Source organism: Mycobacterium deserti (genome assembly GCF_025345615.1).
Classification (GTDB): Bacteria; Actinomycetota; Actinomycetes; order Mycobacteriales; family Mycobacteriaceae; genus Mycobacterium; species Mycobacterium deserti.
This window is the reverse complement of sequence record NZ_JAODWD010000002.1, coordinates 324335-351075: the sequence shown is the minus strand read 5'-3', so window position 1 is coordinate 351075 and position 26741 is coordinate 324335. Positions and strand designations below refer to the sequence as shown.

The 26741-nt window shown below is 65.8% G+C and carries 28 protein-coding genes; 14 read left to right on the top strand and 14 right to left on the bottom strand.

Annotated features, from left to right (window positions below; genetic code table 11):
• Nucleotides 1–60: 60 nt before the first annotated feature.
• From N4S67_RS07860 to N4S67_RS07840, 5 genes are all read right to left on the bottom strand, one after another.
• Nucleotides 61–1077 carry a TIGR03617 family F420-dependent LLM class oxidoreductase gene (locus N4S67_RS07860; protein ID WP_260992393.1) on the bottom strand — a complete coding sequence of 339 codons (1017 nt, stop codon included), beginning with the start codon at nucleotides 1075–1077 and terminating at the stop codon, nucleotides 61–63.
• A 32-nt stretch (nucleotides 1078–1109) separates the two neighbouring features.
• A complete protein-coding gene (locus N4S67_RS07855) occupies nucleotides 1110–1583 on the bottom strand; it encodes a sensor domain-containing protein (protein WP_390893278.1) in 474 nt (157 codons plus the stop codon).
• A 415-nt stretch (nucleotides 1584–1998) separates the two neighbouring features.
• The gene (locus tag N4S67_RS07850) at nucleotides 1999–2247 is read right to left on the bottom strand and encodes a hypothetical protein (protein ID WP_260992392.1); all 249 of its coding nucleotides are present in this window, start codon (nucleotides 2245–2247) and stop codon (nucleotides 1999–2001) included.
• A 38-nt stretch (nucleotides 2248–2285) separates the two neighbouring features.
• A complete protein-coding gene (locus N4S67_RS07845; RefSeq protein ID WP_260992391.1) occupies nucleotides 2286–2516 on the bottom strand; it encodes a hypothetical protein in 231 nt (76 codons plus the stop codon).
• A 175-nt stretch (nucleotides 2517–2691) separates the two neighbouring features.
• Nucleotides 2692–3912 carry an oxygenase MpaB family protein gene (locus N4S67_RS07840; protein ID WP_260992390.1) on the bottom strand — a complete coding sequence of 407 codons (1221 nt, stop codon included), beginning with the start codon at nucleotides 3910–3912 and terminating at the stop codon, nucleotides 2692–2694.
• Nucleotides 3913–3982: 70 nt separating this feature from the next.
• Between N4S67_RS07840 and N4S67_RS07835 the strand changes: the two genes are divergently transcribed.
• A complete protein-coding gene (locus N4S67_RS07835) occupies nucleotides 3983–4615 on the top strand; it encodes a TetR/AcrR family transcriptional regulator (protein ID WP_260992389.1) in 633 nt (210 codons plus the stop codon).
• A 2-nt stretch (nucleotides 4616–4617) separates the two neighbouring features.
• Here the strand turns inward: N4S67_RS07835 and N4S67_RS07830 are convergent, their stop codons facing one another.
• The gene (locus tag N4S67_RS07830; protein ID WP_260992388.1) at nucleotides 4618–6990 is read right to left on the bottom strand and encodes an AAA family ATPase; all 2373 of its coding nucleotides are present in this window, start codon (nucleotides 6988–6990) and stop codon (nucleotides 4618–4620) included.
• A gap of 60 nt (nucleotides 6991–7050) precedes the next feature.
• On the opposite strand from N4S67_RS07830, the gene N4S67_RS07825 reads away from it, so the two are divergent.
• The 3 genes from N4S67_RS07825 to N4S67_RS07815 all read left to right on the top strand — a co-directional run bounded on the left by N4S67_RS07825 (nucleotide 7051) and on the right by N4S67_RS07815 (nucleotide 8674).
• Nucleotides 7051–7404, top strand: a complete 354-nt coding sequence (locus N4S67_RS07825; protein ID WP_260992387.1) for a Fe-S protein — start codon at nucleotides 7051–7053, stop codon at nucleotides 7402–7404.
• 129 nt (nucleotides 7405–7533) lie between these two features.
• The gene (locus N4S67_RS07820) at nucleotides 7534–8202 is read left to right on the top strand and encodes an HD domain-containing protein (protein ID WP_390893322.1); all 669 of its coding nucleotides are present in this window, start codon (nucleotides 7534–7536) and stop codon (nucleotides 8200–8202) included.
• Between the two features lie 40 nt (nucleotides 8203–8242).
• Entirely contained in the window at nucleotides 8243–8674 is a 432-nt protein-coding gene (locus N4S67_RS07815) for a nitroreductase family deazaflavin-dependent oxidoreductase (protein WP_260992385.1), read from the top strand.
• On the opposite strand, the gene N4S67_RS07810 is transcribed toward N4S67_RS07815, so the two are convergent.
• Nucleotides 8671–9420, bottom strand: a complete 750-nt coding sequence (locus N4S67_RS07810) for a 3-oxoacyl-ACP reductase family protein (protein WP_260992384.1) — start codon at nucleotides 9418–9420, stop codon at nucleotides 8671–8673. The two genes, N4S67_RS07815 and N4S67_RS07810, sit on opposite strands and share 4 nt — an antisense overlap.
• Before the next feature lie 117 nt (nucleotides 9421–9537).
• On the opposite strand from N4S67_RS07810, the gene N4S67_RS07805 reads away from it, so the two are divergent.
• Nucleotides 9538–10092 (top strand): TetR/AcrR family transcriptional regulator, encoded by a 555-nt coding sequence (locus N4S67_RS07805; RefSeq protein WP_260992383.1) that lies wholly within the window; start codon nucleotides 9538–9540, stop codon nucleotides 10090–10092.
• Here the strand turns inward: N4S67_RS07805 and N4S67_RS07800 are convergent.
• Nucleotides 10089–11624 (bottom strand): Na+/H+ antiporter, encoded by a 1536-nt coding sequence (locus N4S67_RS07800; protein WP_260992382.1) that lies wholly within the window; start codon nucleotides 11622–11624, stop codon nucleotides 10089–10091. The two genes, N4S67_RS07805 and N4S67_RS07800, sit on opposite strands and share 4 nt — an antisense overlap.
• 105 nt (nucleotides 11625–11729) lie before the next feature.
• Between N4S67_RS07800 and N4S67_RS07795 the strand changes: the two genes are divergently transcribed.
• Genes N4S67_RS07795 through N4S67_RS07780 form a run of 4 tightly spaced genes read left to right on the top strand, consistent with a single transcriptional unit; the run spans nucleotide 11730 to nucleotide 15093 of the window.
• Nucleotides 11730–12287, top strand: a complete 558-nt coding sequence (locus N4S67_RS07795; protein ID WP_260992381.1) for a hemerythrin domain-containing protein — start codon at nucleotides 11730–11732, stop codon at nucleotides 12285–12287.
• Between the two features lie 57 nt (nucleotides 12288–12344).
• A complete protein-coding gene (locus tag N4S67_RS07790; RefSeq protein ID WP_260992380.1) occupies nucleotides 12345–14006 on the top strand; it encodes a purine-cytosine permease family protein in 1662 nt (553 codons plus the stop codon).
• Nucleotides 14007–14051: 45 nt separating this feature from the next.
• Nucleotides 14052–14264 carry a DUF3072 domain-containing protein gene (locus tag N4S67_RS07785; protein WP_260992379.1) on the top strand — a complete coding sequence of 71 codons (213 nt, stop codon included), beginning with the start codon at nucleotides 14052–14054 and terminating at the stop codon, nucleotides 14262–14264.
• A gap of 16 nt (nucleotides 14265–14280) precedes the next feature.
• Nucleotides 14281–15093, top strand: a complete 813-nt coding sequence (locus N4S67_RS07780) for a transglutaminase-like domain-containing protein (RefSeq protein ID WP_260992378.1) — start codon at nucleotides 14281–14283, stop codon at nucleotides 15091–15093.
• Between the two features lie 84 nt (nucleotides 15094–15177).
• Here N4S67_RS07780 and N4S67_RS07775 read toward each other — a convergent pair whose 3' ends face one another.
• On the bottom strand, nucleotides 15178–16386 hold the full coding sequence (locus tag N4S67_RS07775) for an FAD-dependent oxidoreductase (protein WP_260992377.1): 1209 nt from the start codon (nucleotides 16384–16386) through the stop codon (nucleotides 15178–15180).
• A gap of 60 nt (nucleotides 16387–16446) precedes the next feature.
• Between N4S67_RS07775 and N4S67_RS07770 the strand changes: the two genes are divergently transcribed.
• Entirely contained in the window at nucleotides 16447–16866 is a 420-nt protein-coding gene (locus N4S67_RS07770; RefSeq protein WP_260993044.1) for a pyridoxamine 5'-phosphate oxidase family protein, read from the top strand.
• Nucleotides 16867–16873: 7 nt separating this feature from the next.
• Here N4S67_RS07770 and arr read toward each other — a convergent pair whose 3' ends face one another.
• The 4 genes from arr to N4S67_RS07750 form a co-directional block, all read right to left on the bottom strand.
• Complete coding sequence (gene arr / locus N4S67_RS07765) at nucleotides 16874–17302, bottom strand: NAD(+)--rifampin ADP-ribosyltransferase (RefSeq protein WP_260992376.1); 429 nt, start codon at nucleotides 17300–17302, stop codon at nucleotides 16874–16876.
• A 145-nt stretch (nucleotides 17303–17447) separates the two neighbouring features.
• On the bottom strand, nucleotides 17448–18494 hold the full coding sequence (locus tag N4S67_RS07760; protein ID WP_260992375.1) for a tartrate dehydrogenase: 1047 nt from the start codon (nucleotides 18492–18494) through the stop codon (nucleotides 17448–17450).
• Entirely contained in the window at nucleotides 18491–20095 is a 1605-nt protein-coding gene (locus N4S67_RS07755; protein ID WP_260992374.1) for an SLC13 family permease, read from the bottom strand. The genes N4S67_RS07760 and N4S67_RS07755 overlap by 4 nt, the downstream gene beginning before the upstream one ends.
• 87 nt (nucleotides 20096–20182) lie before the next feature.
• Nucleotides 20183–21223, bottom strand: coding sequence for an esterase family protein (locus N4S67_RS07750; protein ID WP_390893277.1), 1041 nt, complete (start codon nucleotides 21221–21223; stop codon nucleotides 20183–20185).
• A 250-nt stretch (nucleotides 21224–21473) separates the two neighbouring features.
• On the opposite strand from N4S67_RS07750, the gene N4S67_RS07745 reads away from it, so the two are divergent.
• The 4 genes from N4S67_RS07745 (at nucleotide 21474) to N4S67_RS07730 (ending at nucleotide 25900) form a co-directional block, all read left to right on the top strand.
• Nucleotides 21474–22973, top strand: coding sequence for a wax ester/triacylglycerol synthase domain-containing protein (locus tag N4S67_RS07745; RefSeq protein ID WP_260992373.1), 1500 nt, complete (start codon nucleotides 21474–21476; stop codon nucleotides 22971–22973).
• Nucleotides 22974–23104: 131 nt separating this feature from the next.
• Nucleotides 23105–24271 carry a fatty acid desaturase family protein gene (locus tag N4S67_RS07740; RefSeq protein WP_260992372.1) on the top strand — a complete coding sequence of 389 codons (1167 nt, stop codon included), beginning with the start codon at nucleotides 23105–23107 and terminating at the stop codon, nucleotides 24269–24271.
• Between the two features lie 128 nt (nucleotides 24272–24399).
• The gene (locus N4S67_RS07735) at nucleotides 24400–25107 is read left to right on the top strand and encodes a GAF and ANTAR domain-containing protein (RefSeq protein WP_260992371.1); all 708 of its coding nucleotides are present in this window, start codon (nucleotides 24400–24402) and stop codon (nucleotides 25105–25107) included.
• Nucleotides 25108–25141: 34 nt separating this feature from the next.
• On the top strand, nucleotides 25142–25900 hold the full coding sequence (locus N4S67_RS07730; RefSeq protein WP_260992370.1) for a GAF and ANTAR domain-containing protein: 759 nt from the start codon (nucleotides 25142–25144) through the stop codon (nucleotides 25898–25900).
• Here N4S67_RS07730 and N4S67_RS07725 read toward each other — a convergent pair.
• Nucleotides 25897–26703 carry a GAF and ANTAR domain-containing protein gene (locus tag N4S67_RS07725; protein ID WP_260992369.1) on the bottom strand — a complete coding sequence of 269 codons (807 nt, stop codon included), beginning with the start codon at nucleotides 26701–26703 and terminating at the stop codon, nucleotides 25897–25899. The genes N4S67_RS07730 and N4S67_RS07725 overlap by 4 nt on opposite strands.
• Nucleotides 26704–26741 lie beyond the last annotated feature (38 nt).

Below are 26741 nucleotides of genomic sequence, written 5' to 3'. Positions count from 1 at the left end.
TGCGCGACCGGGTGTCACGCAATTGTGCTGGACGATACGGGAAGTCGTGTGTAGGCGCAGTCAGCTGCTCGTGATGCGGCGCGCGACGTCGCCGTACCGGTCGATCCGGTCGGCGTCGGCGAGAGCGTTGTACAGCACGATGCGCGACGCGACACCGCCGTACTTCTCGATCAACGCGCCCGCCAAGCCGTCCCACGTCGACTCCGTCGCGAACGTCGCGATGTGGTCGTCGGTGATCTGCGCCGCCATGCCCGCGTAGTCGCCGGCCTTCTGCTTCTCGCGGATGCGTGCCGTCGTACCTTCGAAGCCGGCATCGTCCCAGATGAACGCATAGTTCGGTGTGCTGCCGTAGAAGCTCATGCTGGCACGGACCAGTTCGCGTTCTTTATCCCGCTCTTCGTCGGTGTCGCCGACGATGGTCATCACCGGCACGATCACCGCGACATCCGACGGCGACCGACCCGACTTGGACGCCCCTGCAGCCACATTCGGCACGACATGCCGCGTGATATAGCCCGGTTCGCCGAGCGGATGCACATGGATCCCGTCCGCGACCTCGCCGGCCATCCGCAACATCCAGGGGTTCACCGCCGCGATGTCGACCTTCGGATCAGGCGCATCGATCGGGCCGGCACTCCACTGCGGCGTGATGAAGTCCAACTCGTAGAACTCGCCGCGATGGTCGAGCTTCCCGGACCGAAACGCGTGGAAGCATGCCTTCACCGCGCGCACGTAGTCCCGCAACCGCGGCCCCGGACGCTCGAACTCCATCCCGTACCGCCGCACCACATGGGTTCGTACCTGGGTTCCCAGTCCGAGACGGAACCGCCCGCCCGTCGACTCCTGCAACTCCCACGCCGTCGCTGCCGTCACGAACGGACTGCGCGGGAAGGCGACTGCGACTCCTGTCGACAGCTCCAGTCCCGGCGCCGCTTGCGACGCCACCGCCGCATTCAAGTAGGCCGTGCGTCCGGTCTCGGTGAACAGCAGCCCCGAGAACCCCGCGTCCTGCACGCGGCGCGCCACATCGCCGATCTTGTTCAGCGGCTGCGGAGTCGTCATCACGTCGACGTGCACGCTCGAACAGTACGCCGGGCGGGTTCCCGCCCTCAGCCGCTCGACGCGATCACCAGATCTTCACCACTTTCGCGGTCACGATCGCACCGATCTGCTCGGCGATCTTGGGCGCCGAGTCCGCGGGGTTGGCGCGCGCACCCCCAGCCGGGAGAACCCGCATCGTGTTGAGTTGCAATGGTGCTCAGCGTGTCATTTTCGATCGAGATCTTCCCGACCGACCACTGTGAACCGCTCTGGGTGTGGGTGTAGTTGCGGCACACCGGCCACTGCTGTGCGGAGTCATCGAAGAATGCACGAGCCTTCTCGACGGTGGGAAACAACACGACTGCCTGCTTGAGATAGTGAGTGAAGTCGTCGCCGTTGTTGAGGCTTTGATCGCGCTCGGCCCGGTATCCGCTGTTCGCATAGATCGGGGCCTCCGCCGCACCGTCGACCGCGAGGCACTCCTGCGGCGCCATGGTGGGGCTGTTGTCAGACATCGAGGTCTGAGTGTTCGTGACTGTCATCCCACTGGATCCCATAGCGACGTCCACTTGTTCGGGGCTCAGCAGCAATTCCACCAACTCACGCTCGACAAGAGGACGCGGAATCATCGTTCGGGTCGGCGTCGCCAACTCGGCGTTGCCTATAGATGTGGCGCACCCGACCACGGAGGCGCAGATGACTGAAACCGCAAGCGCGGTCGTTGGTTGGCGCATACGTTCCTCCCCTACAGCCGCGCCCCGACCGATGAGCCACGCGCGATAAAGCAGTGACGCGGCTCGTAGGAAAATGGTGCGGCAGTGCCACCCGCGTCTACGTGAGGTTTCACGGTGTTTCTCATAACGGAAGGCGTTGCTTCCGATAACGATTCGTGCTCACCGAGACCGGGTTGCAGCCAGAGACGCGATCAGGTCGGCCGGGAGGAGCCCGGCCGCGCGCTTATTCTGTGACGAGTTGGTGGCTGTCGACGAATACGAGGCCACCGTTGTCGAGCATCACGGCCCAGCGTCGGGCGGGATCAGCGAAGTGCTCATCCCCGATATCGACGGCGTGAGCGTGCATCGCGCCGAAGTCCTCCACGACGACGCCGCGACTCTCATCGGAGGTGTCGGGATACACGCGCACTCGCGAGTTGACGGCGAAGTGCCCGTCGGTGCCGTTCTTCTCACCCTTGATGCGTTCTAACACTGTGCCCCCTACGTGGCCCTCGACTGCCGTCTGCGCCTCTAGGCCGCGTCCAGCGAGAATGCTTCAACTTCCTTGATCCCCCGGCGCAGGTGGTCCGCGAGGTACCACTGCTCACTGCTTTGAGCGTCATGTGACGCTTGTTCAACGGCCAGCTTGGCTTCAGCAAGATGCCCGCGACGTTGCTCTCCAGCGGTGGCAATGGCGTTGAGCAACGCAGCCACTGCCTCCTGACATGCCACAGCGAAGGGTGTGGCATTCGCGATCGACACGATGACTCCCTCCGCGGTGGATGCAGGCAACCCGCCGTTATCCGTGCACAAGCAGTTCCCCTCTTACGGTGGCGTAAACCAACCTGTACCTCGTATGTTCAGGCGACGTGACCACAGCGTGATCTACAGCCACGCGTGTTCGCCCTTGGCTCGTGGGTCCCGGCCCGCAGCTCGCTTATGCCACCCTGCCCACGTGTGCCGCCGAGTCGCCGACCGTCGCCGCGTCGTCACCGATCATGGTGCGCAGCAGTGCTTTCTGTTCGCGCTCACCCCGCAGCGCCGCCCGGTCCAGCCCGTCGCGCCGTGCTAACGCCGCCACACTCCGCACGAGATTCACCGGCAACTTCACGATCGGATACCACGGCGGCACATACGCCGACAGCCCCAGCGCCCGCATCGCCCGCGGCCCCAGGAATCCACTCGTCACCGACAGGTGCTGCGCCCGCGCCAGCCGACGCCGCACACCCGCAAGCCTCGAGTAGTTCCACCGCAGGGGATCGTCGGCCATCGGCATCGCCAACTGTCTCGTCGACTCGTCGGGCTCCGAGAGCGCGGCGACCGTGTGGTACAGCACCCGGATCCCGTCGCGGAAGTTGCGCGGCAGCCACTCGTCGTCCACCCCGATCAGCCAACCGACGTACCGCGTCAAGTGTGCGATCCCGTCATACTCTCTGGGCGACAACACAAGTCCCATCCCCAGTCCACCCGCCGAGGGAGCGATCAGCGCGCCCACCAACGTTGCGGCCATGTCGGTCTGGTTGACCGGCAGACCCCACTCGTCACCCCGCCAGTCGGGCATCGCCGCCACATGCCGGCGCACGAACGCGTGGATCAGCCGCACCCTGATGGTCGATCGGTAGCCAACACCCAGCGGCGCCATGCCGTCGTCGGAGATGACGTCCATCGCCCACTGCATCGTTTCCGCGAACCGCTTGTTCGAGCCCTTCTCCAGCGCGCCCGTCCGGATCAGCGTCTTGTTGAACCCGGAGAACTGATAGCCGCCCAGCAACGACACGTCCCGTGCGAGATACATGCCGTCGGCTCCGCCTCGTCGCATCGCGCGCTGACCAACACGCAGGAGGTCCCAGTCGACCCACTCCGGCACTGTCTCGACCTCGGTGAAGAAGTTTCGCAACGGTTCTGGCGCCTCGGGCACGCTGGCGATTCCAGAGGACAGGGCACCGTCGAACAGCTGTCGCGTCTGCTCCATGCCCGTCGACGACATCCACTCGACCAGGCGGTCCATCGGCTCGTCGCCGACGTTGAGGTTCGAGCCGAGCTTCTGCCACCGCTGCGCAGAAGGAGCCTCGACGCCCAACAGCGTCGCGAACAACCGAACTGCGGCCGGTACGGGACCCGGCTCGCGAGGATGGCGTGCCGGAATGGTTTGGTCCATCGCGACTCTCCTTTGAGCACTTCTGATGACAACCGTAGTCCAAAGCTAACGTGCAGGTAGGGTCGTGTCAATGAAGCGCGCGGAGGTGGTGCGTGACTACGGCGGCGTGAGCGCGGATGACCGCCGTACCGAACGCCGCCAGAAGCTGCTCGCCGCCGCGCGCCAGATCTGGGGGACGTCCGGTGTCACCGAGGTGACGGTGCGCGGTGTCTGCAGCGCCGCGGGACTGACCACGCGCTACTTCTACGAGCAGTTCCCGAATCGCGAGGCGATGGTGTTCGCCGTCGCCGACGAGGTCCGCGACGAACTGCTCGCTGCACTCGTCAGCGCCGGCGTCGGCAATCCCGGCACACTGACCGACAAACTGACCTCGGCGCTGACCGCGTTCCTCGAAATCATCGCCGCCGATCCGCACATCCACCGCATCGCCACCGGAGACGTCAGCACCGTGCCGGGCCTGACCGAACACCGCGCAGGCATCCTCGACCACATCGCCGCGCTGATCGTCGAACTCGCGCCCGGCGTCCTCGGCGCAGAGACGCCGAGTCCCGACGTGCTGCGCCGCAGCGCGTTGTTCATGGTCGGGGGCGCCAACTCCCTCATCGAAACCTGGCTCAGAGAGCCGAAAGAGACTCCCGCTGAACTCGCGGCGATCGCCGCCGACCTGTGCGTCGCCGTGGTCAAGGGCATAGGTACTGCGTAGCGCTATCCGTTCGGTCCGGTCGACCATCCGAGCTTGCTCAGCCACGCGAAGAACTCCTCGGCGGTGAACACCGGCTTGCCGTACTCCTGCGCTTTACGCGCCTTGCCGGACTGTGTGCCAGCCTCCGCCGTCACCAGCACCTCACACCGCGTCTTGGTCACCGAGCGCACCGGCGCGAGCCCCGCCGATGCGGCCAACCGCTCCATCTCCTCGCGATCCACTACGCGTCCGGACCCGTCGGAAGCTGTTCCGGTGAAACAGATTCGGGCACCTGGCACCAACGCGGAGCCGATGTCGTGACGGGCGGCTGTCGCCGCTCCGCTCACCACGTCGACGCCCAACAGGGTCGACGCCTCGCGTAGGCGCGCGACGACCTCCTCCGGCAACAGCGCCCGCGATGCCGCCGTACGCAGTTGATCGGCCACCGACTGCCGGGCGGCAGCATCCCAAGACGAATCACCGCCTCCTGCCATGTCGTTGGCTGACGCGAGGCCCAACACCACCGCTCCGACTCCGCGGCTTACCCGCAGCAGTGCCGACAACGCCGGCAGGTGATCGGCCGCAGGCGTCGGAACGGAGTGATCGCGGCTGACGAGCAGACCCGAAACCGATTCCGCCGGTTCGGGTTCCTCGAACGCCGACGAGCCCTCCTCGACCTCCACCGACGCCAATGTCTTCAATGCCGACTGCGCCCGATCCAGGGCCGTCCGTCCCGTCACGAACGCCCGCCGCAACTCGACGCCCAGTGGCATCACCGCCACATGCCCCAGGCGCTTGAGCTCGAAGTCGAGCAAGCCCAGCGTCTCGTCCACCGATTGCCCGACCGGCGTGCAGCCCGCCAGCATCGGTGCGATCACCGCCCACGCCTCCCGCAGCGTCGGCGCCAGCAGGACGTCACTGACGGTGATGCCGTACGCGTTTCGCGCATCCGCGAGATCGCGCTGCGGGTTGATCAGCGTCGAGATCGCGGTGCCGTCGTCGAACGCCACCGCGATCTCCACTGGCCGCGGACGCGACATCCGCCCTTCCTCGCCGACGGTGAGCATGCCGATCGCGCAGTACTTTCGCGCGGTCGAACTGCCGACGGAACTGCGAAGAAAGCGGGCGATGCGACGGTCGGTCTTCAGGTCCTTCGGCAGCACAGGACGTTTCAGCACCAGTCCGGCCAACGAGGTGCACCGGCTCAATGCGACGTACAGCTGGCCCGTCGAGAACATGCCCCCGGTGAGGTCGACGACCACCCGCTCGAGCGTCTGCCCCTGGCTCTTGTGGATCGTGATCGCCCACGCCAGCTTGAACGGCAGCTGAGTGAAAGTGCCGATCACCTCGCGACGCAGTGTTCCGCCGTCGACGACCGGCCGCGTCGCCTCCCAGGTGTACGGCGTGACGTCCGCGCACGATCCGTCGGCGAACTCGACCTCGACGACGACGCCGTAGCGGTCATAGGCCACGCCGACCACGCGCCCGATCGAGCCGTTGACCCACCGGTCACCCTGGTCGTTGTTGAGCATCATCACCTGCGCGCCGACTTTGAACCGCAGCTCGTCCTCGATCGGTTTGTCGAACAGTGACAGATCGCCCGTCTCCCTGGCGCGGTGCAGCATCTCGTCGCCTTGGAGCCGCTCGAGCTGCTGACGGTTACGCGCGGTCACCAGTCGGTTGGTCGGCGCCAGGGTCAACCAGAACTCGTCATCGGGCGGCACGAAGTCCCTGTCAGCGCGGGCGTTGAGCTGCTCCTGTGCGTGTCCGAGGAGCACACCCTCGCGAATCTCATTAAGTATTGCCGTCATTCGGTCGTCGCCGAGCTGACGGAACACGGTGGTCAGCGAGACGGTGGGGAAGTCGTCGCGGACGAATGTCCGGGCGGAGAAGAAGTACGGCGTCTCGTAGACCGTCGAGAAGTAGTCGTCTTCGCCGTCGCCCACCACCGGTGGCAACTGGTACAGATCGCCCACCAGCACGATCTGCACTCCGCCGAACGGCGTCCCCGGCGCAGGACCGAACCGCTGCAGCGCGGTAGCCACCATGTCGAAGACGTCGGCGCGGACCATGGACGCCTCGTCGATGATCAACGTCTGCAGCGACGCCAACGTCTTGGTGAACCGGCCCGGCCGGTAATCGCCACCCGTCACGTCGGCCATCGTCGTCGTCGTGCGGAACCCGAACAGTCGGTGGATGGTGAAGCCGTCGACGTTCAGCGCCGCGATCCCGGTCGGCGCGACCACCACCACGTTGCGGTCTGTGCTGGCCATGAAATGCCGGATCAGCGTCGACTTGCCGGTGCCGGCCTTTCCCGTCAGAAACAGATGCCTGCCGCCGGCCAGGAGCGCCAATGCGTCGCGGAACTCGTCGGTGAGGACCAAATCCCCGCTCACGAATCGCACAGTACCCGGCACACAGTCGCCACCCGGGCGGCGCCGAGGTACAGTCCGATCATGGAACTACTACGCAACGTAGTTGTGCTGCTGCACATCGTGGGGTTCGCGGTCACGTTCGGCGCCTGGGCGGCCGAAGCCGCAGCGAGGCGATTCCGTTTCACGCGCACAATGGATTACGGGCTGTTGCTCTCACTTCTGACGGGACTCGCGCTCGCAGCACCGTGGCCGGCGGGCGTCGAACTCAATTACCCGAAGATCGGCATCAAGCTCGTCATCCTCGTGGTCATCGGCGGGCTGCTCGGAATGGGCAGCGCGCGTCAGCGCCGTACGGGCAGCGCGGTGCCACGCGCACTGTTCTGGTCGGTCGGCGTCCTGTCGTTCACGGCAGCCGCCCTCGCTGTCCTGTGGTGACGGCTTCGCTCCTCTGTGTCCAGATCCTTGCGCATCTTGGCCGTCTGACCCCTGTCGGGCCCTGGTCAACCTCGGCACTGTGGACTGATGAGCATCGAAGATCAAACTTCGCAGGACAACGATCGCAGCATGCCAGCGGGATGGGGCCTGCCGGACTCGGACACCTGTTCGGCGGCATGGACTTTGGCGTTCGACGTGTCTCCTGCGTTCATTGCGAACCATTGCGTCCGCAGCTACCTCTTCGCGCGTGAGCTCGCGGCCGCCAACGGACTCCGCAGCGGCGTCGACTATGACGACGAGCTCGTCTTCCTCGCTTGCCTCCTGCATGACCTCGGCGTCACCGAGTACGGCACTGGCGACCAGCGATTCGAGGTCGAAGGAGCGGATGCCGCGGTGCGCTTCCTTCGCGAGCAACGGGTGGCCGAAGACCGGGCCAACACGGTGTGGCAGGCGATTGCTCTACACACCAGCGTCGGCCTGGCCGAACGGTTCGGGCCGGAGCAGTCTGTTGCTTTCCAAGGAATCAGCCTCGATATCAACGGTTTCGAGAAGGACCGGCTCTCAGCGGGTTTGGTCGAACGGATCAACGCAACGTGGCCCCGCCACAATCTGGGTTACGCCATCGCCGACCTCATCGCCCAGGGCACGCAGGCCAACCCGCTGAAGGCTCCGCCGTTCTCGTTCCCTGCTCATCTGCACCAATTGATCAACAGCGGAGTCCCGGTGACGTTCTTCGACCTGCTGGCGGGGTCGCCCTGGGGTGACCAGCCCGTGACGAAGGCCGCACTGACCTCCTGAGTGCCGAGACGGCCGGGCCCCGCCGTGCCACGATGGACATATGGCTGACGACAAGCTCGCCGGAGAACGCAACCTCAACGACCAGATCATCGACGAGTTCCGCCGCAACGAAGGCAAGGTCGGCGGTCAGTTCGAAGGGTTCCCGCTTCTGCTCCTGCACTCGACCGGTGCGAAGAGTGGCGAAAAACGCATCAACCCGATCGCCTACTTCGAGATCGACGACAGAATCTACGTCGTCGGATCCGCCGCCGGCCGGGATGCCAGCCCCAGCTGGGTGTTCAACCTGCGCGCCTACCCGCAGGCCTCTATCGAGATTGGCGCTGATCCGCCGAAAACCGTGACCGCGCACGAGCTTCCGCCCGATGAACGCGACCGGATCTACGAGATCGTCGTGCAGCGCGCCCCCGGCTTCGGCGAATACCAGCAGAAAACGGACCGCGTCATCCCCGTCTTCGAGCTCGCGCTGACCTAGACCGTGAAGCCGCCGTCGACGTTCCAGTTGGCGCCGGTGACGAACCCCGACTCCGGGCCCGCCAGGAAGCTCACGATGGCGGCGACGTCACCGACCTGCCCGTAGCGGCCGAGCGGCATCACCTTCTTCAGGCTCTCGGGGAACTCGCCGCCGTTGTCGGGATTCGCATCGGTGTCGATGGGACCCGGCTGCACATTGTTGACGGTGATCCCGCGCGGGCCGAGTTCGCGCGCCAATCCACGGGTGAACGACGACACCGCGCCCTTCGTCATGCCGTACACCGACAGCCCGGCCCCCGGTATCCGATCGGCGTTGATGCTGCCGATGTTGATGATCCGTGCGCCTTCACCCAGATGCTTCATCGCCGTGCGAGTGGCCCAGAACATGCCACCGATGTTGATCGCCACCAGCCGGTCGAACTGGTCGGCCGGAAACTCGTCGATGGGCGCCATATGGGCGACGGCAGCGTTGTTCACCAACACGTCGAGCCCCCCGAGTTCGGCGGCGGCCCGCTCGACCGCGGCCGACATCTGGGTGGGATCGGCGGCATCGGCTTGTATCGCCACCACCTTGCCGCCGTTCGCCGTCACGTCGGCGACGAGCTTTTCGGCCTCGGTCGCCGATGCCGCATAGGTGAAGGCCACGGCAGCGCCGTCGGACGCCAGTCGCCGCACGGTTTCCGCGCCGATCCCTCGCGAACCTCCCGTGACCAGTGCTCGCCGTCCGCTCAAAGGTGTTGCACCCATCTTCAAGGCCTCCCTAGGTAATTACGAACTGTAGTGTTACTTAGTACGCTGAGGTCCAAGCCGAATTTCGGCGAGTGCATTCCCGGCGTGACCGGAGTCACATGGAGGCGGTGCGTCATGGCAGTGGGGCGGCCACGCGAGTTCGATCCCGACGAGGTCGAGGACACGGCGATGAAGCTGTTCTGGGCACGCGGCTTCGACGGAGTCTCGATCTCCGACGTGACGGCTGCGACCGGAGTGAACCGTCGCAGCATCTACGCCGAGTTCGGGTCCAAGGAGAAGCTGTACGAACGGGCCACCCAGCGCTACCTCGCCGGTCCCGGCGGCTACCTGGCCGAGGCAATGACCCGGCCGACGGCCCGCCAAGTCGCCGACGCGATGGTCCACGGGGCGGCCGACACAGTCAGTGGCGACCCGCACGGTTGCCTCACCGTCGACGACGGCCCAGGACTGGCCGAGATGCGCGACGCCACGGTGCAGCGGCTCGCCGAACGATTCGAGGCGGCGAAGGCCGAGGGCGAGTTATCTGGAGTAGACGCTGTGTTGCTGGCCCGCTGGATCGCCGCTGTGTGCCAGGGCCTTGCGATCCAAGCCCGCAGTGGAGCCAGTCGCGCGGACCTGCATGCCGTCGCGGAGTTGGCCTTGGCGGGCTGGCCCGGATGCGCCGTCTAAGACTGTATGCCGCGCGTATCCAGTCGTCTCAAGACGTCGTCGACGATCGTCGGGTCCGACCCTGATTGCGAACGGGCACTGAGGACTTCCTCCCGCGCGGCCGCCAGCATCGCGTCCTTCACCTGTTGAAGTTGCTGCGCCTGGCCGCCATCGTCCGTCTCCCTCCGGCCCAGCGAGTGCCACATCCGTTCCGCGCCGTCCTTCACGTGGTCGATCACCTCGGCATCGATGTCGCCGTCCCTGCGCAACTCCTCGAGCCGCTTCATCCCCGCCTCCTGCGCCCGCCGCAGCAGATCCTGCTCCACCTTCTCCTGCTCGTCACCAGCGCTGACCCCCAGCAGTTTCACGATGGCCGGCAGCGTAAGTCCCTGCAACAGAAGCGTTGCCGCTACCACCACAAACGCGATGAAGATCAACCGTTCCCGTTCCGGGAAGTTCGGCGGCAGAGCGATGGCAGCCACCAGCGTGACGACGCCGCGCATCCCCGCCCACGATGAGACGGTCATCTCGCGCCAGCCGACAGGCTCCCCGGTGACGTTCTGCCGCCGGCGCACCCGTTCATCGATGGTCGCGACCGGGAAGATCCACACGAATCGAATGACGATCACGACCGCGGCGACCACCACCGCCTGCCAGATCAAACTTCCCAGCGGCCCTTCGGCCTCCAGCGCAATGGCCCGCAACTCCAAGCCCACGAACGCGAACGCTGCACCCGTCACCAACAGTTCGATGATCTCCCACATCGTCATCGCGACAATGCGCGTCTGCGCCGACTTCGCGTCGCTGTACCGGCTCAACGACAATGCCAACGTCACCACCGCCAGCACCCCGCTGCCGTGCACCACATCCGCCGCGGCGTATGCCGCGAACGGTGTCACCAACACGAAAGCGCTGCCCGCGGGGTGCGGCGGCAGCTTGTTCAGCAGCCACCGCGCGGCGAACGCCACCACGAGACCGGCGAGCACACCGACGACGACCGACACGCCGAGTTCCACCCCGGCCTTGCCCGGCGAGAATGCGCCCGTCAACGCCGCCGCCACCGCGACGTCGTAGAGCACCAGGGCCGTCGCGTCGTTCGACAGTCCCTCACCCTCGAGAATCGTGCGCAGCCGACGGGGGAGATGCAGTTTCTGTGCGATCGCCGTCGCTGCCACCGGATCCGGCGGCGCGATCGCCGCGCCGATCGCCACCGCGGCGATCAACGGCAGCCCCGGCACCAGCGCCTGCAACACGACGCCCACCACGAACGCCGTCACCGCGACCAACGCCACTGCCAGCAAGCCGATGGCGCGGCGGTTGTCGATGAACTCCCGCCACGATGTCCGGCGCGCGGCGGCGAACAGCAGCGGCGGCAGGATCAGCGGCAGCAGCAGGTCAGCGTTCACCTCGGGCATTCGCAGTCCCGGGATCAGCGCGAGCGCCATGCCGAAAACCAGCATCACCGCGGGATACGGCAGGTTCAGGCGGTCGGCCACGGGCGCGAGCACGACCGTGGCGGCGAAGAACACCAACAGCAGGGTCAGCTCAGCCACCCCGCCTACTTACCCCGCTGCGTCGTCCCGGAACCGTCGACGTGCGGTTTTGGGTTTTTCAACCCCGGGTAGCCCACGCGCACAGCCCACATCTAGGAGACATCCATGACGACCTCCCAGCAACACGATGTCGTCGACGACATCATCACCGACCACCGCGAGTTCGAGACGATCTTCACAGCGATCGAGAACAGCGACGACCGGCAGCACCGCCGCGACCTCGTCGACCACGTCATCGCCGAACTGGTGCGCCACTCCGTCGGCGAGGAGCAGTATCTCTATCCCGTCGCCCGCCGCGTCCTCGACAACGGTGACGAGGAGGTCGACCACGAGCTCAAGGAGCACGCCGAGGCCGAGAAGATCATGAAGGAGATCGAGAAGGCTGACGACGATGCGAAGTTCGACGAGCTCGTCGGCAAGCTGATCGAGGACATCCGCCACCACATCGAGGACGAAGAGAAAGACCTGCTGCCGAACTTGCGCGAGAAGTGCTCGCACGACGAGCTGCTCGAGCTCGGCGAGAAGTTCGAGAAGGCTAAGAAGTCAGCGCCGACGCGGCCGCATCCGTCCGCACCCGATCACCCGCCGGCCAACAAGATCCTCGACCGCGGTGCCGGCCTGATCGACAAGATGCGCGACGCGCTGACGGGTCGCGACGTGTAACGCGATCGGGAACATCACCGAAACGCTCTGGAAACAGAGCGGTTCTAGCTTTGCCGAATGACCCAAGAGCTCAGCCAGGAGCCGGCGAACGAGGCCGTCGTGACCGACCTCGACACCATGACGGCCACCAGGGAGACCCTGGAGGACTACACACTGCGCTTCGCCCCGCGCAGTTACCGCAAGTGGTCTACGCGGGTGGTGGGCATCTCGGCTCTCGGCGGAATCGCCTATCTGGCCGACTTCGCCATCGGCGCCAACATCGGCATCTCCTACGGCACCACCAACGCGTTGTGGGGCATCCTGATTTTCGCCGTGGTCGTCATGCTGACCGGGTTCCCGGTGGCCTACTACGCCGCGCGCTACAACATGGACCTCGACTTGATCACCCGCGGTAGTGGTTTCGGCTACTACGGGTCGGTGGTCACCAACGTCATCTTCGCGACGTTCACCTTCATCTTCTTCGCGCTCGAGGGCTCGATCATGGCCCAGGGTCTCGAACTCGGTCTCGGGATTCCACTCTGGGCCGGGTACGCCGTCTCGACCATCGTCATCTTCCCGCTGGTCATTTACGGCATGAAAGCCCTGTCGACACTGCAGGTTTGGACGACACCGCTGTGGCTGATCCTGATGGTCGCGCCGTTCGTGTACCTCGTCGTCAGCCACCCCGAGTCGGTCGGCCAGTTCTTCGCCTACCAGGGTGAGAACGGCGTCAGCGGATTCGACATGGGCTCGACGCTGCTGGCGGCGGGCGTGTGCCTCTCACTGATCGCCCAGATCGCCGAGCAGATCGACTACCTGCGCTTCATGCCGCCCCGCACCCCGGAGAACAGCCGCAGCTGGTGGACCTGGATGTTCCTGGCCGGCCCCGGCTGGGTGATCTTCGGTGCCATCAAGCAGGTCGTCGGGCTGTTCCTGGCGGTCTACCTGATCGCCAACGTCGCTGACGGCGCCGGTATCGCCAATCAGCCCGTGCACCAGTTCCTCGAGATCTACGAGAACTTCATGCCGGGCTGGCTGGCCATGACCCTCGCCGTCATCCTCGTGGTGATCAGCCAGATCAAAATCAACGTGACGAACGCCTACTCCGGGTCGCTGGCCTGGACCAACTCGTTCACCCGCGTCACCAAGCACTACCCCGGCCGGTTGGTGTTCCTCGGCGTCAACCTGGCGATCGCGCTAATCCTGATGGAAGCCAACATGTTCGACTTCCTCAACGCCATCCTCGGGTTCTACGCCAACTGCGGTATCGCCTGGGTCGTGGTGGTGGCCTCCGACATCGTCTTCAACAAGTACCTGTTGAAGCTGTCGCCGCATGCGCCGGAGTTCCGCCGCGGCATGCTCTACGCGATCAACCCGGTCGGGTTCGGCTCCATGCTGATCGCCGCGGGGGTGTCGATCGTCGCGTTCTTCGGCGGTCTCGGCGAGGCCATCCGGCCGTACTCCCCGCTGGTGGCGATCGGGCTGGGCCTGGTGCTGCCGCCGATCTTCGCGATCGCGACGAAGGGCAAGTACTACCTGCGCCGCACCGACGACGGCATCGACCTGCCGATGTACGACGAGCTGGGCAACCCGTCCGGCGAGCACCTCAAGTGCCACGTCTGCCATCACGACTTCGAGCGGCCCGACATGATGAAGTGCGAGACGCACGACGCACACGTCTGCTCGCTGTGCCTGAGCACCGACAAGGTCGCCGACCACGTCCTGCCCGCGAAAGTGTGATCGGCACGATGTTTCGAACGCGTGTGCGATGGCAATCCCGCACGCATGAGTGACAGCACGCAACAGGCACCGCAGGAGAACGCGGAGAAGGACCCGGAGAATTGGGTGACGGGCGACGAGCCGATGACCGGCCCGCAGCGCAGCTACCTCAACACGCTGGCGCAGGAAGCCGGACAAGAGGTGCCCGACGACCTGACGAAGGCACAGGCCTCCGAGGCCATCGACGCGTTGCAACAGAAGACCGGGCGCGGCGCATAACGATGACAATGGACCGGTGACCGACTTCAAACGCGACGTAGCGGCTCAGCTGGAACTGTCGATCGACGAACCGACGACGCTCGAGTTCCAGATCGCGGTGGCCCCGCATCCCGGTGCGCGCCTCACCGAGTCGCTCGTCTTCACCAAGGACGGGAAGACGGTCACACCGGACGAGATCATCGGTGAGCACGGCAGCCGCATCCATCGGTTCGCCGCGTCGAAGGGCACGGTCACCGCGTCGTACGAGGCGACGATCGTCGGACGCGCGGACCCGGCGCCCGTTCGTGACATCGACCCGATCACCTATCTGCGCCCCAGCCGATACGCCGAGGCGGACAAGTTCTTCGGCTTCGCGGCAACGGAATTCGGTCGGATCGCTGATTCGGCGGACGTGCTGGCGAAGGTGTCGTCATGGGTGGGGACGCGGTTGAAGTACGTGCCGGGTTCAAGTGACCCGATCGACGGTGCAGCGGACACGCTGCTCGCCGGGGCGGGAGTCTGCAGGGACTACGCGCATCTGGTGATAGCGCTGCTGCGCGCGGTGAATGTCCCCGCGCGTCTGGTGTCGGTGTACGCCGCGGGGTGCGACCCGATGGACTTCCATGCGGTCGCCGAGGCGTACGTCGACGGGGCGTGGCAAGTGGTCGACGCGACGTGCCTGGCGCCGCGGCAGTCGATGGTGCGCATCGCCACGGGCCGCGACGCCGCCGACACCGCGTTCCTGGACAACCATGACGGTCAGATCACGTTGCAGCACATGCAGATCACCGCGGTCGTGGACGGTGACCTGCCGACCGACTCGATCGAAGACCTGGTCTCACTCGGCTAGCGGCGGCGCGAACGTTCCTTACCACTCGAGGGATCGCGGATTCTTCGAACGGTAAGGAACGTTCGCGGAAACAGGGGGAGGCGGCTAGCGGCGGGCGAACCCCGGCGCGTGTTGCGGCAGTACGCCGACACCGACGATGTAGGCGGGGACCGCCGTCACCTGCGGAAGACGGTCGACCAGCTTGAGCAGCGCCGCCGGCGGCTGCACCACCCCACCCTGCAGCACAGAATCCAACACTCGACGGTGCAGGACCCGCTGCACGGTCTGCGTGACCACGGTCGGCACGATACGGCGCCGACGCACCGCTTCGAGGTGCTTATTGGTCAGCTGCCCGTTCCGAAGTGGTTGTGCCAGAATGCTTGCGGCGGCGACGGCGTCGGCGATCGCCAAGTTGATGCCCACACCGCCGACGGGTGACATCGCATGTGCGGCATCGCCGATGCACAGCACACCCTCGGTATGCCACCGCCGCAGGCGGTCGAGCCGGACGTCGAGAACTTTGACGTCATCCCACGAGGTGATCGTGTCGGGCGACGCCTCGGGGATCATCTCGGCGAGTTCGCGATGAAACGCGTCGAGCCCCCGCTCGCACAGTTGCGCGTAACTGCCCTTCGGAATCAGGTAGGCGATCTGGAAGTAGCCCTCGCGCGGGATCATGATGAGCGCTCGCCCGGGGCGAGTCCGCGGGATCAGCGAGTACTGCCCGTCCCGATCGTGGGGGAGGCGAAACCAGCACACGTCGAACGGAACTGGGAATTCGTCGATCGGCAGCGCCGCGTCGCGTCGAACGGCCGACGTCCGCCCGTCGCATCCGACGACGAGGTCGCTGCGAAGCTCGCCGGGCCCGTCGGGGCCTGTGTAGCGCACGCCGGTGACCCTGCTGCCGTCGCGAAGCAGGCCGGTGACTTCGGTCTGCATGCGCAAGGTGAAGGTGGGTTCGGCCTTCGCCGCGTCAGCGATCAGATCGAGCAGGTCCCATTGCGGCACCATCGCCACATAGGGATGCGGTTGCCGGAGGCGACGAAAATCGACGAGCGTCACCAGACGGCCGCCGACGTCGAACTGGCCCGTCTCGACCTTGCTGTGCGGCAGCTCGTCGAACCGCTCGAACAGTCCGAGCTCGTCGAGCAGGCGCATGGTGATGGGGTGCACCGTGTCGCCCCGGAAGTCCCGCAGGAAGTCGGCGTGCTTCTCGAGCACGGTGACGTCGATGCCGGCACGGGCCAACATCAACCCGAGGAACAGTCCCGCCGGGCCGCCTCCGACCACGGCGCATGTCGTCTTGTCGCTCACGCTCGACATTGTGCGCGAAGTCGGGGGAATGTGAGCCTCGTTACCGTGGTTGCCTCCGACATGCCAACGATGTCGAGCGATGAGCGCGAGCAGTATTTGTCCGAATTGCACGTCGGCGTCATAGCGGTCGAGCGGCCCGGCCGGGCGCCGCTGAGCGTCCCCATCTGGTACGGCTACGAGCCCGGGGGCGACGTGCTGTTGTGGACCGAATCCACCTCGCTCAAGCACAAGCTGATTGGCGACGCCGGCCGCTTTGCGATCACCGCGCAGGACGAGCAGCAGCCGTACAAGTACGTCACCGCCGAAGGCGACGTCACCGGCATCGATGAGGCGACCGACGCCGAGGTGCGCGCGATCGCGATCCGGTATCTCGGCGAGCAGGCCGGCAACGAGTTCACCGACCAGAACCTGACGCCGACGTCGGTGATCATCCGCATGCGGCCGAAGCGCTGGCTCAGCACGGACTACTCAAAAGAGTGATCAGCCTTCAGTCGTAGATGACGTTGAGGCCCCGGCGCTGAAGGTCGGCCAGGCCGTCGCGCATGGCTTGAAGTTGTTCGGGCGAATGGCCCACCCAGTCGGTGAGTTCGCCGACGACTTTGACCGGCTCGCGGGTGCGGTACGAGCGGGTCGGATTGCCGGGGAACTTCTTGTCCGTCACATTCGGGTCGTCCTCCAGCGCGCCCTGGGGTTCCACGATGTAGATCCGGCATCGGCCGTCCCCGGCGGCCAGCTCGGCACCCCACACAGCGGCGTCCAATGTCTGCGTCACATAGACGTGATTGGAGATGCGTCCTGCCTCGTAGTTCGACTCGCGCCCGGGCACCAGCAGGTCGCCCACCGACAGGTCGGCCTTGGTGCCGTGAAGGTACGCACCCGACTCGTGCATTTTGAAACGTAACGGTGTGCTCGTCATCAACAACCTCCTGCGTCTGGTCGGCCGGGAGATTGTGCAGCAGGTTCGGGGTCTTGCCGCAAGCCCCACCCTCTGCCATATAGTGAGAGTGGGAAGACGCCGATAGCGCCCCTCGCAGAACGAAATCCGCTCAGAAAATGTTGAGTCAGCTCAACTGCGCGACGAGCGCATCGGTCACCTCGGTCGTCGACGCCGACCCGCCCAGGTCGGCCGTCCGCGTCTCCGGTTGCGCCAGCGTCGCCTCCATCGCGGCCACCACCTCGGCGGCCGCTTGCGGATGTCCGAGGTGTTTGAGCATCATCGCGGCCGACCACACCGCACCGACGGGGTTCGCCACGCCCTTGCCCGCGATGTCGGGCGCCGATCCGTGCACCGGCTCGAACATCGACGGATACGTCTTCGTCGGATCCAGATTGGCCGACGGCGCAATACCAATCGAACCGGCCACCGCCGCTGCGAGGTCAGACAGGATGTCGCCGAACAGGTTTGACGCCACCACCACATCGAATCGCTGCGGCTGCAGCACGAACTTCGCCGCAAGCGCGTCGATGTGCTCCTGGTCCACCCTCACGTCGGGGAACTGCGCCGCGCGCTCCGCAACGACCTCGTCCCAGAACGGCAGCGTGTGCACGATCCCGTTCGACTTCGTCGCCGACGTGACGTACCCGCGACGCGTTCGTGCGAGTTCCAACGCATAGTCGGCGATCCGGCTCACCCCGACACGCGTGAAAATCGACTCCTGTACGGCCATTTCGTCGGGGAAGCCGCGATTCATCCGGCCGCCGATCTCGCTGTATTCGCCCTCGACGTTTTCGCGCACCACGACGAAGTCGACGTCAGTGGCCGACCGCAGCGGGCTCGACACTCCTTTGAACACCTTGATCGGCCGCAGGTTGACGTATTGCCGGAACGCCCGCCGGATCGGGATGAGCAATCCCCACAGCGACACGTGGTCCGGCACGCCCGGCCATCCGACAGCTCCGAGGAAGACGGCGTCGAACCCACGTAGCGTCTCGATGCCGTCGTCCGGCATCATCGTTCCTTCTTTGGCGTAGCGCTCGCACGACCAGTCGAACTCCGTGTAGGACAAGTCGATTGCGTGCTTGGCGGCCACCGCGTCGAGGACGGCGCGTGCCGACGTGATCACCTCCGGCCCGATGCCGTCACCGGGAATGACGGCGATGGTGCTCACGTGCCCAGCCCGAGCAGGCTGACCATCAATGGCAGCAGGATGATGATCAGGATCGCGCCGGCAATGTCAAAGGTGACGCCGGAGCGGATCATCGTCGTGATCTTCACGACGCCCGAACCGTAGACGATCGCGTTCTGCGGCGTCGACACCGGCAACATGAAGCCGAACGACGCCGCGAATGTCGCCGCCAGCGCGGGCACGAACGGGTTCACGCCCGCGGCGATCGCGACCGGGATGATGATGGGTACCACCACCGCCGCCGACGCGGTGTTGCTCGTCGTCTCCGACACGATGATCGCCAGGATCACCGCAAAGATCGTGATGGGCACGATGCTGGACAGGCCCAGCGCGTCGTTGACCGACGTGCCGATGGTCTCGGCCAGCCCCGTCGAGCTGATCAGCGAGCCGAAGATGATGCCGCAGCCGAACAGGATGATTGTGCCCCAGTCGATCTCGGCAGCATCACTCCACCGCAGCGTGAATTCGCGATCTTTCCAATCGGTCGGCAGCAGGAACAGCAGCGCCGCGCCGAAGACCGCCACCACGCCTTCGTCTAGTCGGTCGCTGATGAACTCGTATGCGCTGGACTCGGTCCCGGCGATCAGCGCCACGATGCCGGGCGTGATCCACAGCGTCACCGTGATGGCGAATGCGATAAGCGTGTTCTTCTCGGCCCGCGACAGTTTGCCGAGCTTCTCCCGCTCTCCTGCCACGTACTCGGCCACACCATCGATTCGTTTGATCTCGGGCTTGTTCAGCCGCAACAGGATGAACGCCAGCAGCACGAACATGATGAAGCAGATCGGAATGGCCATCACCATCCATTGCCCGAAGCTGATTCGCTCGCCGGTGGCTTCTTCGATGAGGCCGCGGCCGATCAGGTTGGGTGGGCTGCCGACAGGCGTCAACAGGCCGCCGACGCTGGCGCCGTAGGCGAGCATCAGCATGATCGCCGAGCCGACACGCAGCCGTTGCGGGTCGAAATCCTCTTCCACATCGCCGCGGTGCTGCAGCAGTTTGGCGATGACGGAAAGGATGCCGATCGCGGTGGGCAGCAGCATGGCGACCGTCGCCGTATTCGACACGAACGCCGACAACAGGCACGTGATGGCACCGAACGCGAGGATCACGCCGGTGGTGGACTGGCCCACACGGGGCAGCGAGAGGATGCGGAATGCGAACCGCCGTGCAACGCCGTGCTTGAGCATCGCCTGGGCGAGGATGAATGCCCCGATGAACGTGAAGATCGTCGACGACCCGAACGGACCCAGGACGTCGTCGACCGGCGCGACTCCGAGGAATACGGCGACGGCCACGCCGAGCAGGCCGCCGATGGGGATCGGCACCGCCTCGCTGATCCACAGCGCGATGACGCCCAGCAGAACGGCGGCCAACACCTGCTGTTCGCGCGGGATGTCGATCGGCAGGATCAGGAAGACGACGGTCAACAGAGGGGCGAGGAAGAGGCCGACGGTGCGCCGGCCCTTCTCGAACCGTTCCTCCTGCGGCGAGAGCTTCTGTTCGCCGAGACTCCGGTACGTCGCGCTCCCGAGGAGTGCCTTATCGACGTCGGTGCGTTGGACCGGGTTGTCCGTGGTCATGGCCGTGCTCCATCCGCCGCAGCTGTGTTATACGCCACAATTCCTACGGCGGAGTGCTCATTTCCCCGTGAAACTAAACATTCATGATCAACGAACGGGCGCGGGGGCCGGCGCGAGGCCGGGCAGCGGCACAAGACCCGCCGCAGGTGCTGGCGGAGGCGGCGGGGGAGTCGTGAGAATGCGCACCACGTCGGGCTTCATCGCCTGCAACTGCGCACCCCAGTATCCCCAGCTGTGGGTGCCGTTGGGCGGGAAGTTGAACACCGCGTTGCGCCCGCCCGCGGCGAGATACTTCTCCTGGAACTCCTTGTTAGTGCTCTGCGTGATGTTCTCCAGGTACTGGGCGCTGAATTGGGTGCCGAAGTCGCCGCCCGCGTCGAGATCGCTGGTGGCACCGTTGCCGCAGTAGACCCACAGCGCGGTGCGGTTGGCCACCAGCCGGTTGATGTTGAGCATCGGATCGTTGCGTTGCCAGGCAGGACTGCTTGGTGGCCCCCACATGTCGACGGCCTCGAAGCCGCCCGCGTCCTTCATCGCGAGGCCGATCAAGGTCGGCCACAATCCTTTTGACGGGTTCAGGTAGCCCGACAGCGATCCGGCGAAAAAGAACTGCTGCGGGTAGAAGGCGGCGAGAGTCAGCGCGGCACCGCCCGACATCGACAGTCCGACAACCGCGTTGCCTCGGGGGTCCTGGCCCTTGTTGGCTTGCAGCCAGGTCGGCAGCTCCCGGGTCAGGAAGGTCTCCCACTTGTAGGTGAGTGTGCCGTTGTTGCCCTCAGCGGGTGCGTACCAGTCGCTGTAGAAGCTGGACTGTCCGCCGACGGGCATCACCACCGAAATACCGGACTCGTAGAACCACTCGAACGCCGCGGTGTTGATGTCCCAGCCGTTGAAGTCGTCCTGGGCACGGAGGCCGTCGAGCAGATAGAGCGCGTGCGGACCGCCGCCCTGGAACTGGACCTTGACGTCGCGTCCCATCGACGGCGACGGCACGCTCAGCGTCTCGACGGGCAGACCGTCTCGGGAGTAGGCGTTCGAGTGGGGCGCGGCGATCACCGCCGACGCCGTCAACAGGGCGGCGACGAGTGCGCCGAAGCGAAAGGCTCTGAGCGGAAGGCGGTGGGCCACGCGCGCGAAGTTAACAAGCCTGCGGTATCGACCCGCGCGGGCGCGCGGGCAGTGACTGGCTCGTTATCGAAGCGCTAGCCGATGGTGATGAGAACTGAGCGAAGGTCGTCGACGTGTCGCCTTCGGGTAAGCCGCGTAGGGTAGGCGGATCGGCGGTATGTCGTGCGCGAACTATTGATTGCGTCGCCGCTGATTCGAGATTCAACCTCCTGTGCCGGTTGGAACAACAGCCGACATCAGAGAAACACTGATGACGACTCGCTTGTCCGACGCCGACGCACTGGCGTTACACACCCAAACCTCGACCACCCCCGGGCATACGGTCGCGGTGCTCGTCCTCGAGGCGTCCGATCAGCTCAGCCACGAACGGCTTCACGAGGTGGTGGCCTCGTCGCTGCCGCAACTGGCGCGCTTTCGCAGTCGGCTGGTCGACAAGCCCTTCGGCGTCGGCCAGCCGATCTGGGCCGAGATCGACGACTACGACCCCAGCGAGCAGATCCACCGGGCGACGGTTCCGGCGCCGGGAGGCCGGCGTGAGCTCGCCGGCTTGGTGACGCAGTTGAGTGCCGAAGCCCAGGATCGGCGCCGGCCGCTGTGGGAGGCGTGGAGCATCGACGGTCTAACGCTTGGCCGCTGGGCGCTGGCGATCAAGATGTCGCCGGTCCTGAGCGACGGGAGCCACGGCCCGTCGATCTGGCACCGGCTGACCACCACCGAACCGGGCTCTGCTCGCGACTCGCGGACCGAGCCCGGCTTCGGCTCGACACCATCGATGGGTGAGCTTCTCACCGACACGCTCTCGGAGGCGGTCGAGAACCAGGTCACCGGCGCGTGGATGATGGCCGACGCCGTAACCGGTGCGCTGCTGGCTGTACGCCGTCGGGTGCAGAAGGTGACCGAGCCACCAGAGCAGCCGCAGGCGCCCCCGTCCAGGAGCGGGCCCGTGCCGATCGCGGTGTTCAACAGACCGTTGACGGCGCGGCGGTCGACGGCCTTCGCGTCGATACCGCTCGCCGACGTCAAGGCGGTCAGCGATGCGTTCGGAGGGAGCACCGCCAACGTCCTCCTCGCCGCATGCACACTGTCGCTGCGGGCATGGCTGCAGCGTCACGCCGTGTTGCCCGACCAGCCACTGCTGGTGGCCGTCCCATTGTCGATACCGGCCGGCGACGCCGCCGAGGTTTCGACTGCGCTGGGGACAGGACAGGTGCGGATGCCGGTTCAGCTCGACGACCCGGTGCAGATCCTCACCAATCTGCATACGGCGACCGAGCGGATGAACATCGACAACCGCGATTGCGACGATTCCCCTATGCCCGCAGTCGATTTCGCGACCGTGGTGTCGCTGCTGCCGCCGTGGCTGACGCTCGCGGGAAAGCAGGTGTACAGCGGGCTCGGGCTGGCACGATGGCGCTCACCGGGGTGCCACGGGACGGTTTCGTTCGCAGCGGAACGTCCGGGCCTGGCGTATTGCGCCGGTGCGGAAGTCATCGGCATGCACTATGCGGAACCACTGACGGAGGGCTGCGGCCTGAACATCACCGTCACCTCGCACGCCGATGTGATGGATCTGTGTGTATCCGCGTGTCCTGACAACGTGCCCGAGGTCGACGACGTCGCAAGCGGCATCGTCGAGGCGGTTGGCTTGCTGCGGGCAGCTGCCGGGGTGTCGCCTCGCGGCGAGGGCCCGTCGGTGGTCACGGAGATGACGTCGCACGGGAACAAGCGCGCGCGGGCTTACTCGACGTGACAGGCAAAGTCGTCCACCATTAGGCTGGGAATACGCCGACACGCTGTCTTCGATTAGCCGGTGGTCCGCAATTACCCGGGTTCGCAACAGAGCCCACCGTCGCAATTCGGAACTGAACAACGGGAATTCTCTTGGCAATCGCTGACATCGCGGCGTATACGCATCTGAGCCGTGCGGACATCGAGGCGCTGGGTACCGAACTGGACGACGTACGCCGCGACATCGAGGACTCGCTCGGCGAGAGGGACGCCGCCTATATTCGGCGCACGATCGCGTTCCAGAGGTCGCTCGAACTCGTCGCGCGGCTGCTCCTCGGCGTCAGCCGGTCCCGGGCGGGGTGGCTACTGGGTACGGCGTCGCTGGCATTTGCGAAGTGTGTCGAGAACATGGAGATCGGCCACAACGTGAGTCACGGTCAGTGGGACTGGATGAACGACCCGGAAATCCACTCGACCACGTGGGAGTGGGACATGGCCGCCGTCTCGTCGCAGTGGCGGTATTCGCACAACTATCGCCACCATGTGTTCAGCAACGTGGTCGGCGTGGACGACGACCTCGGCTTCGGCGTGATACGGGTGACCCGCGATGTGCCGTGGCGACCTGAACACCTCGTGCAACCGCTTCGAAACCTTCTGTTAGCCAGTATTTTCGAGTTGGGCATCGGTCTACATGGTGTACACGCCGAGCGCGACCGCTCCGCCGGTGATGCCGAAAGGCAACACAGGGAGAGGATGGCGCTGATCAAGAAGATCGCCCGTCAAGCCGCCAAGGACTACGTGCTCTTTCCGGCGCTGAGCGGGAGGCGCTGGCGAAGAACGCTCGGGGCCAACGCGGTGGCCAACCTGTTGCGCAACCTGTGGACGTATGTGGTGATCTTCTGCGGGCACTTTCCTGACGGCGCGGAGAAGTTCACCGCAGACGTCCTCGAGAAGGAAACCCGAGGCGAGTGGTACCTACGCCAGATGCTGGGGGCCGCGAATTTCAAAGCCGGTCCGTTGCTGGCATTTTCGAGCGGCAACCTGTGCTACCAGATCGAGCACCACCTGTTCCCCGTCCTGCCGAGTAACCGCTACGCCGAGATCGCGGTGCGGGTGCGGGCGATATGCGACAAGTACGATCTGCCCTACACCACGGGTTCGCTTGTACGTCAATATGGTTTGACGCTGAGAACGATCTTCAAGCTCGCTCTTCCAGACCGATTCCTGACAGCGACGAGCGACGATGCGCCGGAAACCGCTTCGGAACGAAAGTTCGCTCCCGTCGCTGCATCTGGCGAATCCCAAGGTGTAGCGTCGTAGATATCGGGAACAGATTGGGATGAGTGGTTCGCCCCTCCTCGAACCTGCTTGCACGAGGAGGCTGTACTCATGATCTCACCGCCAAGACCGCCGGGCACCGCCCCAGCGCAACTGCTATTCGGCTGAATGTGGCGATCCACCAGCAGCTCCTCTCGGCGGTCGATGGCCGACGTGGAGTAGAGGCCGCCGACCGGCTGTGTGAAGCCTGCGTCGGGCTGTTCGACATCGACGCAGCCGCCATCTCGCTGATCTTCGACGGCGCGAACACCGGAACACTGGGATCGAGCAGCGCGCCCGCGCGCGTCTACGACGAACTCCAGTTCACCCTTGGTGAGGGGCCCTGCCTCATGTCCGTGGCCCGTCGGGCACCTGTCCTCGTCGCCGACCTGGCCGATCCCAGTGACCGTCGGTGGCCGATTTATGGGCCAGCGATGCTGTCGCACCAGATCCGAGCAGTCTTCGCGATGCCCGTGCTCGTGGCAGGCGAGTACGTAGGCGCCCTCGACTTCTTCCGCGCCCGACCCGGCGTTCTCGAAGGGAAGCATCTCGCCGGCGCCGTCGCCGCCGCCGAACTCGCCGAACTCTCGGTTCTCGACCTGATGGACGGTGACCTCCAAGCCGCGGCCAACGACCCCGCCAGCAACGCATGGACCGAACTGCACGCGCTGTCTCGCACCGAGGTCAGCCAGGCGACCGGCATGCTCGTCGCCCAACTCGGGATCGAGCCTGCGGAAGCCCTCGTACGCCTACGCGCGCACGCCTACGCCACCGGCCGCAGCGCCACTGACGTCGCCCGCGACATCCTCGAGCGTCGATTGAGGCTGGAGGCCGACTGATGCACCTCCCATCACCTCCGGAACGGAGAACGAGATGAGCGACATCCCTCGTGAAACCCGTGTGCTGGACGCGGTCGTCTCACTCGTCGACAGCCTGCTCGAGGACTTCGACGTCGTCGACCTGCTGACCGAACTCACCGAGCGCTGCGCGCAACTGCTCGACGTGGCGACTGCCGGGCTGCTGCTCGCTGACCCGTTCGACCAGCTGCGCCTGCTGGCCGCCACCTCCGAGGGCACCGAGGAGTTGGAACTCTTCCAACTGCAGGCCGACGACGGGCCCTGCGTCGACTGCTACGCCACCGGCCAACCGATCTCCGTCGCCGACATTGCGACCGAGACCGACAGATGGCCGCGCTTCGTCCCCGCCGCGCTGGACGCGGGATTCGCCTCCGTGCACGCCGTCCCGATGCGCGCGGCCGGCATCGTCCTCGGCGCGCTCGGCCTGTTCGGCACCCGCGTGGGCGAACTCAACGAGGCCGATCGCCTCGTCGCGCAGACCCTCGCGCACATCGCGTCGGTCGCGATACTGCAGGAACAAGCCCCGGACCCGACGACTGTTTTACCGCAACTGCGCTCCGCGCTTTCCAACCGGATACTCGTCGAGCAGGCCAAGGGCTTCCTGCGCGAGAGCCTCGGGATCTCCGTCGCGGAGGCATTCGGGCTCCTGAGGAACTACGCCCGCACCAGCGGCGAACACCTCAGCGACGTGGCCCGGCGGCTCATGACCGACCGGCACTCCCGGCCCGTGCTGCTCGCGTCGATCGCCGCGTACGCTTCGGGCCCGCAGCGTTAGACGCCCTGCCGCGCCCGCGCGCGGCGCACCGATTCGTTCACCAGCCGCTCGGCAACCACGGCAAGCTTGATGTTCTCGGACTGGCTGAGCCGCGTCAGCCGGTCGAAGGCCTCCTCTGCGCTGGCGCCCGACCGACTGCGGATGATCCCGATCGCCTGGTCGATCATCGCCCGGCTGCCCAATGCCCGCTGCAGCTGAGTCGTGCGCTCCTGAGCGCGGGCCAGCAGCTGCGCGTTGTACACCGACGCGGCGGCGGGCCCGGCGAATTGCCCACCCAACTCCACAGCGTGCTCGCCGAACGCGTCGCGGTGGTGCGCATAGGCGTTGACGGCGCCGATCACCTGGTCGCCCACTATTAGTGGCAACGCCAGCGCGGAATGCACACCCATGCGTGCCACTCGCCCCCCGAAGTGCGGCCACCGGCTGTCGCTGCCCAGCGATCCGCTGACGGTGGGTCGCCGCGACTGCATACATGTGACGCACGGCCCTTCGTGGACGTCCACGTACTGGGCCTTGTCGATGCGCTCGACGAACTCCGCCGTGACCGCCCACGTCTCGACCGACGATGAGTCCTCTAGCGAGTCCACCAGCGTGACGCCTGCGCCCTCGACACCCGGGATAGCCCGCCGCGCGAACTCGGCGACCTCGCCGAGCACCGCGATCAGGCCGCGGGCATCGGCCACCAGCCCGGCCACCCCTCGCAGCCCGGCATAAAGATCAACCTCGTCGGCTTCCAGCTGGGCGCTCGAGAGCTCGGAATCAAGCGGCGCATTGCGGCCGGGTTGGGCGTCGAAGTCGGCCATCGTGTCCTGAATTTACCCGCGAGTGGGCCGGAGAAAAC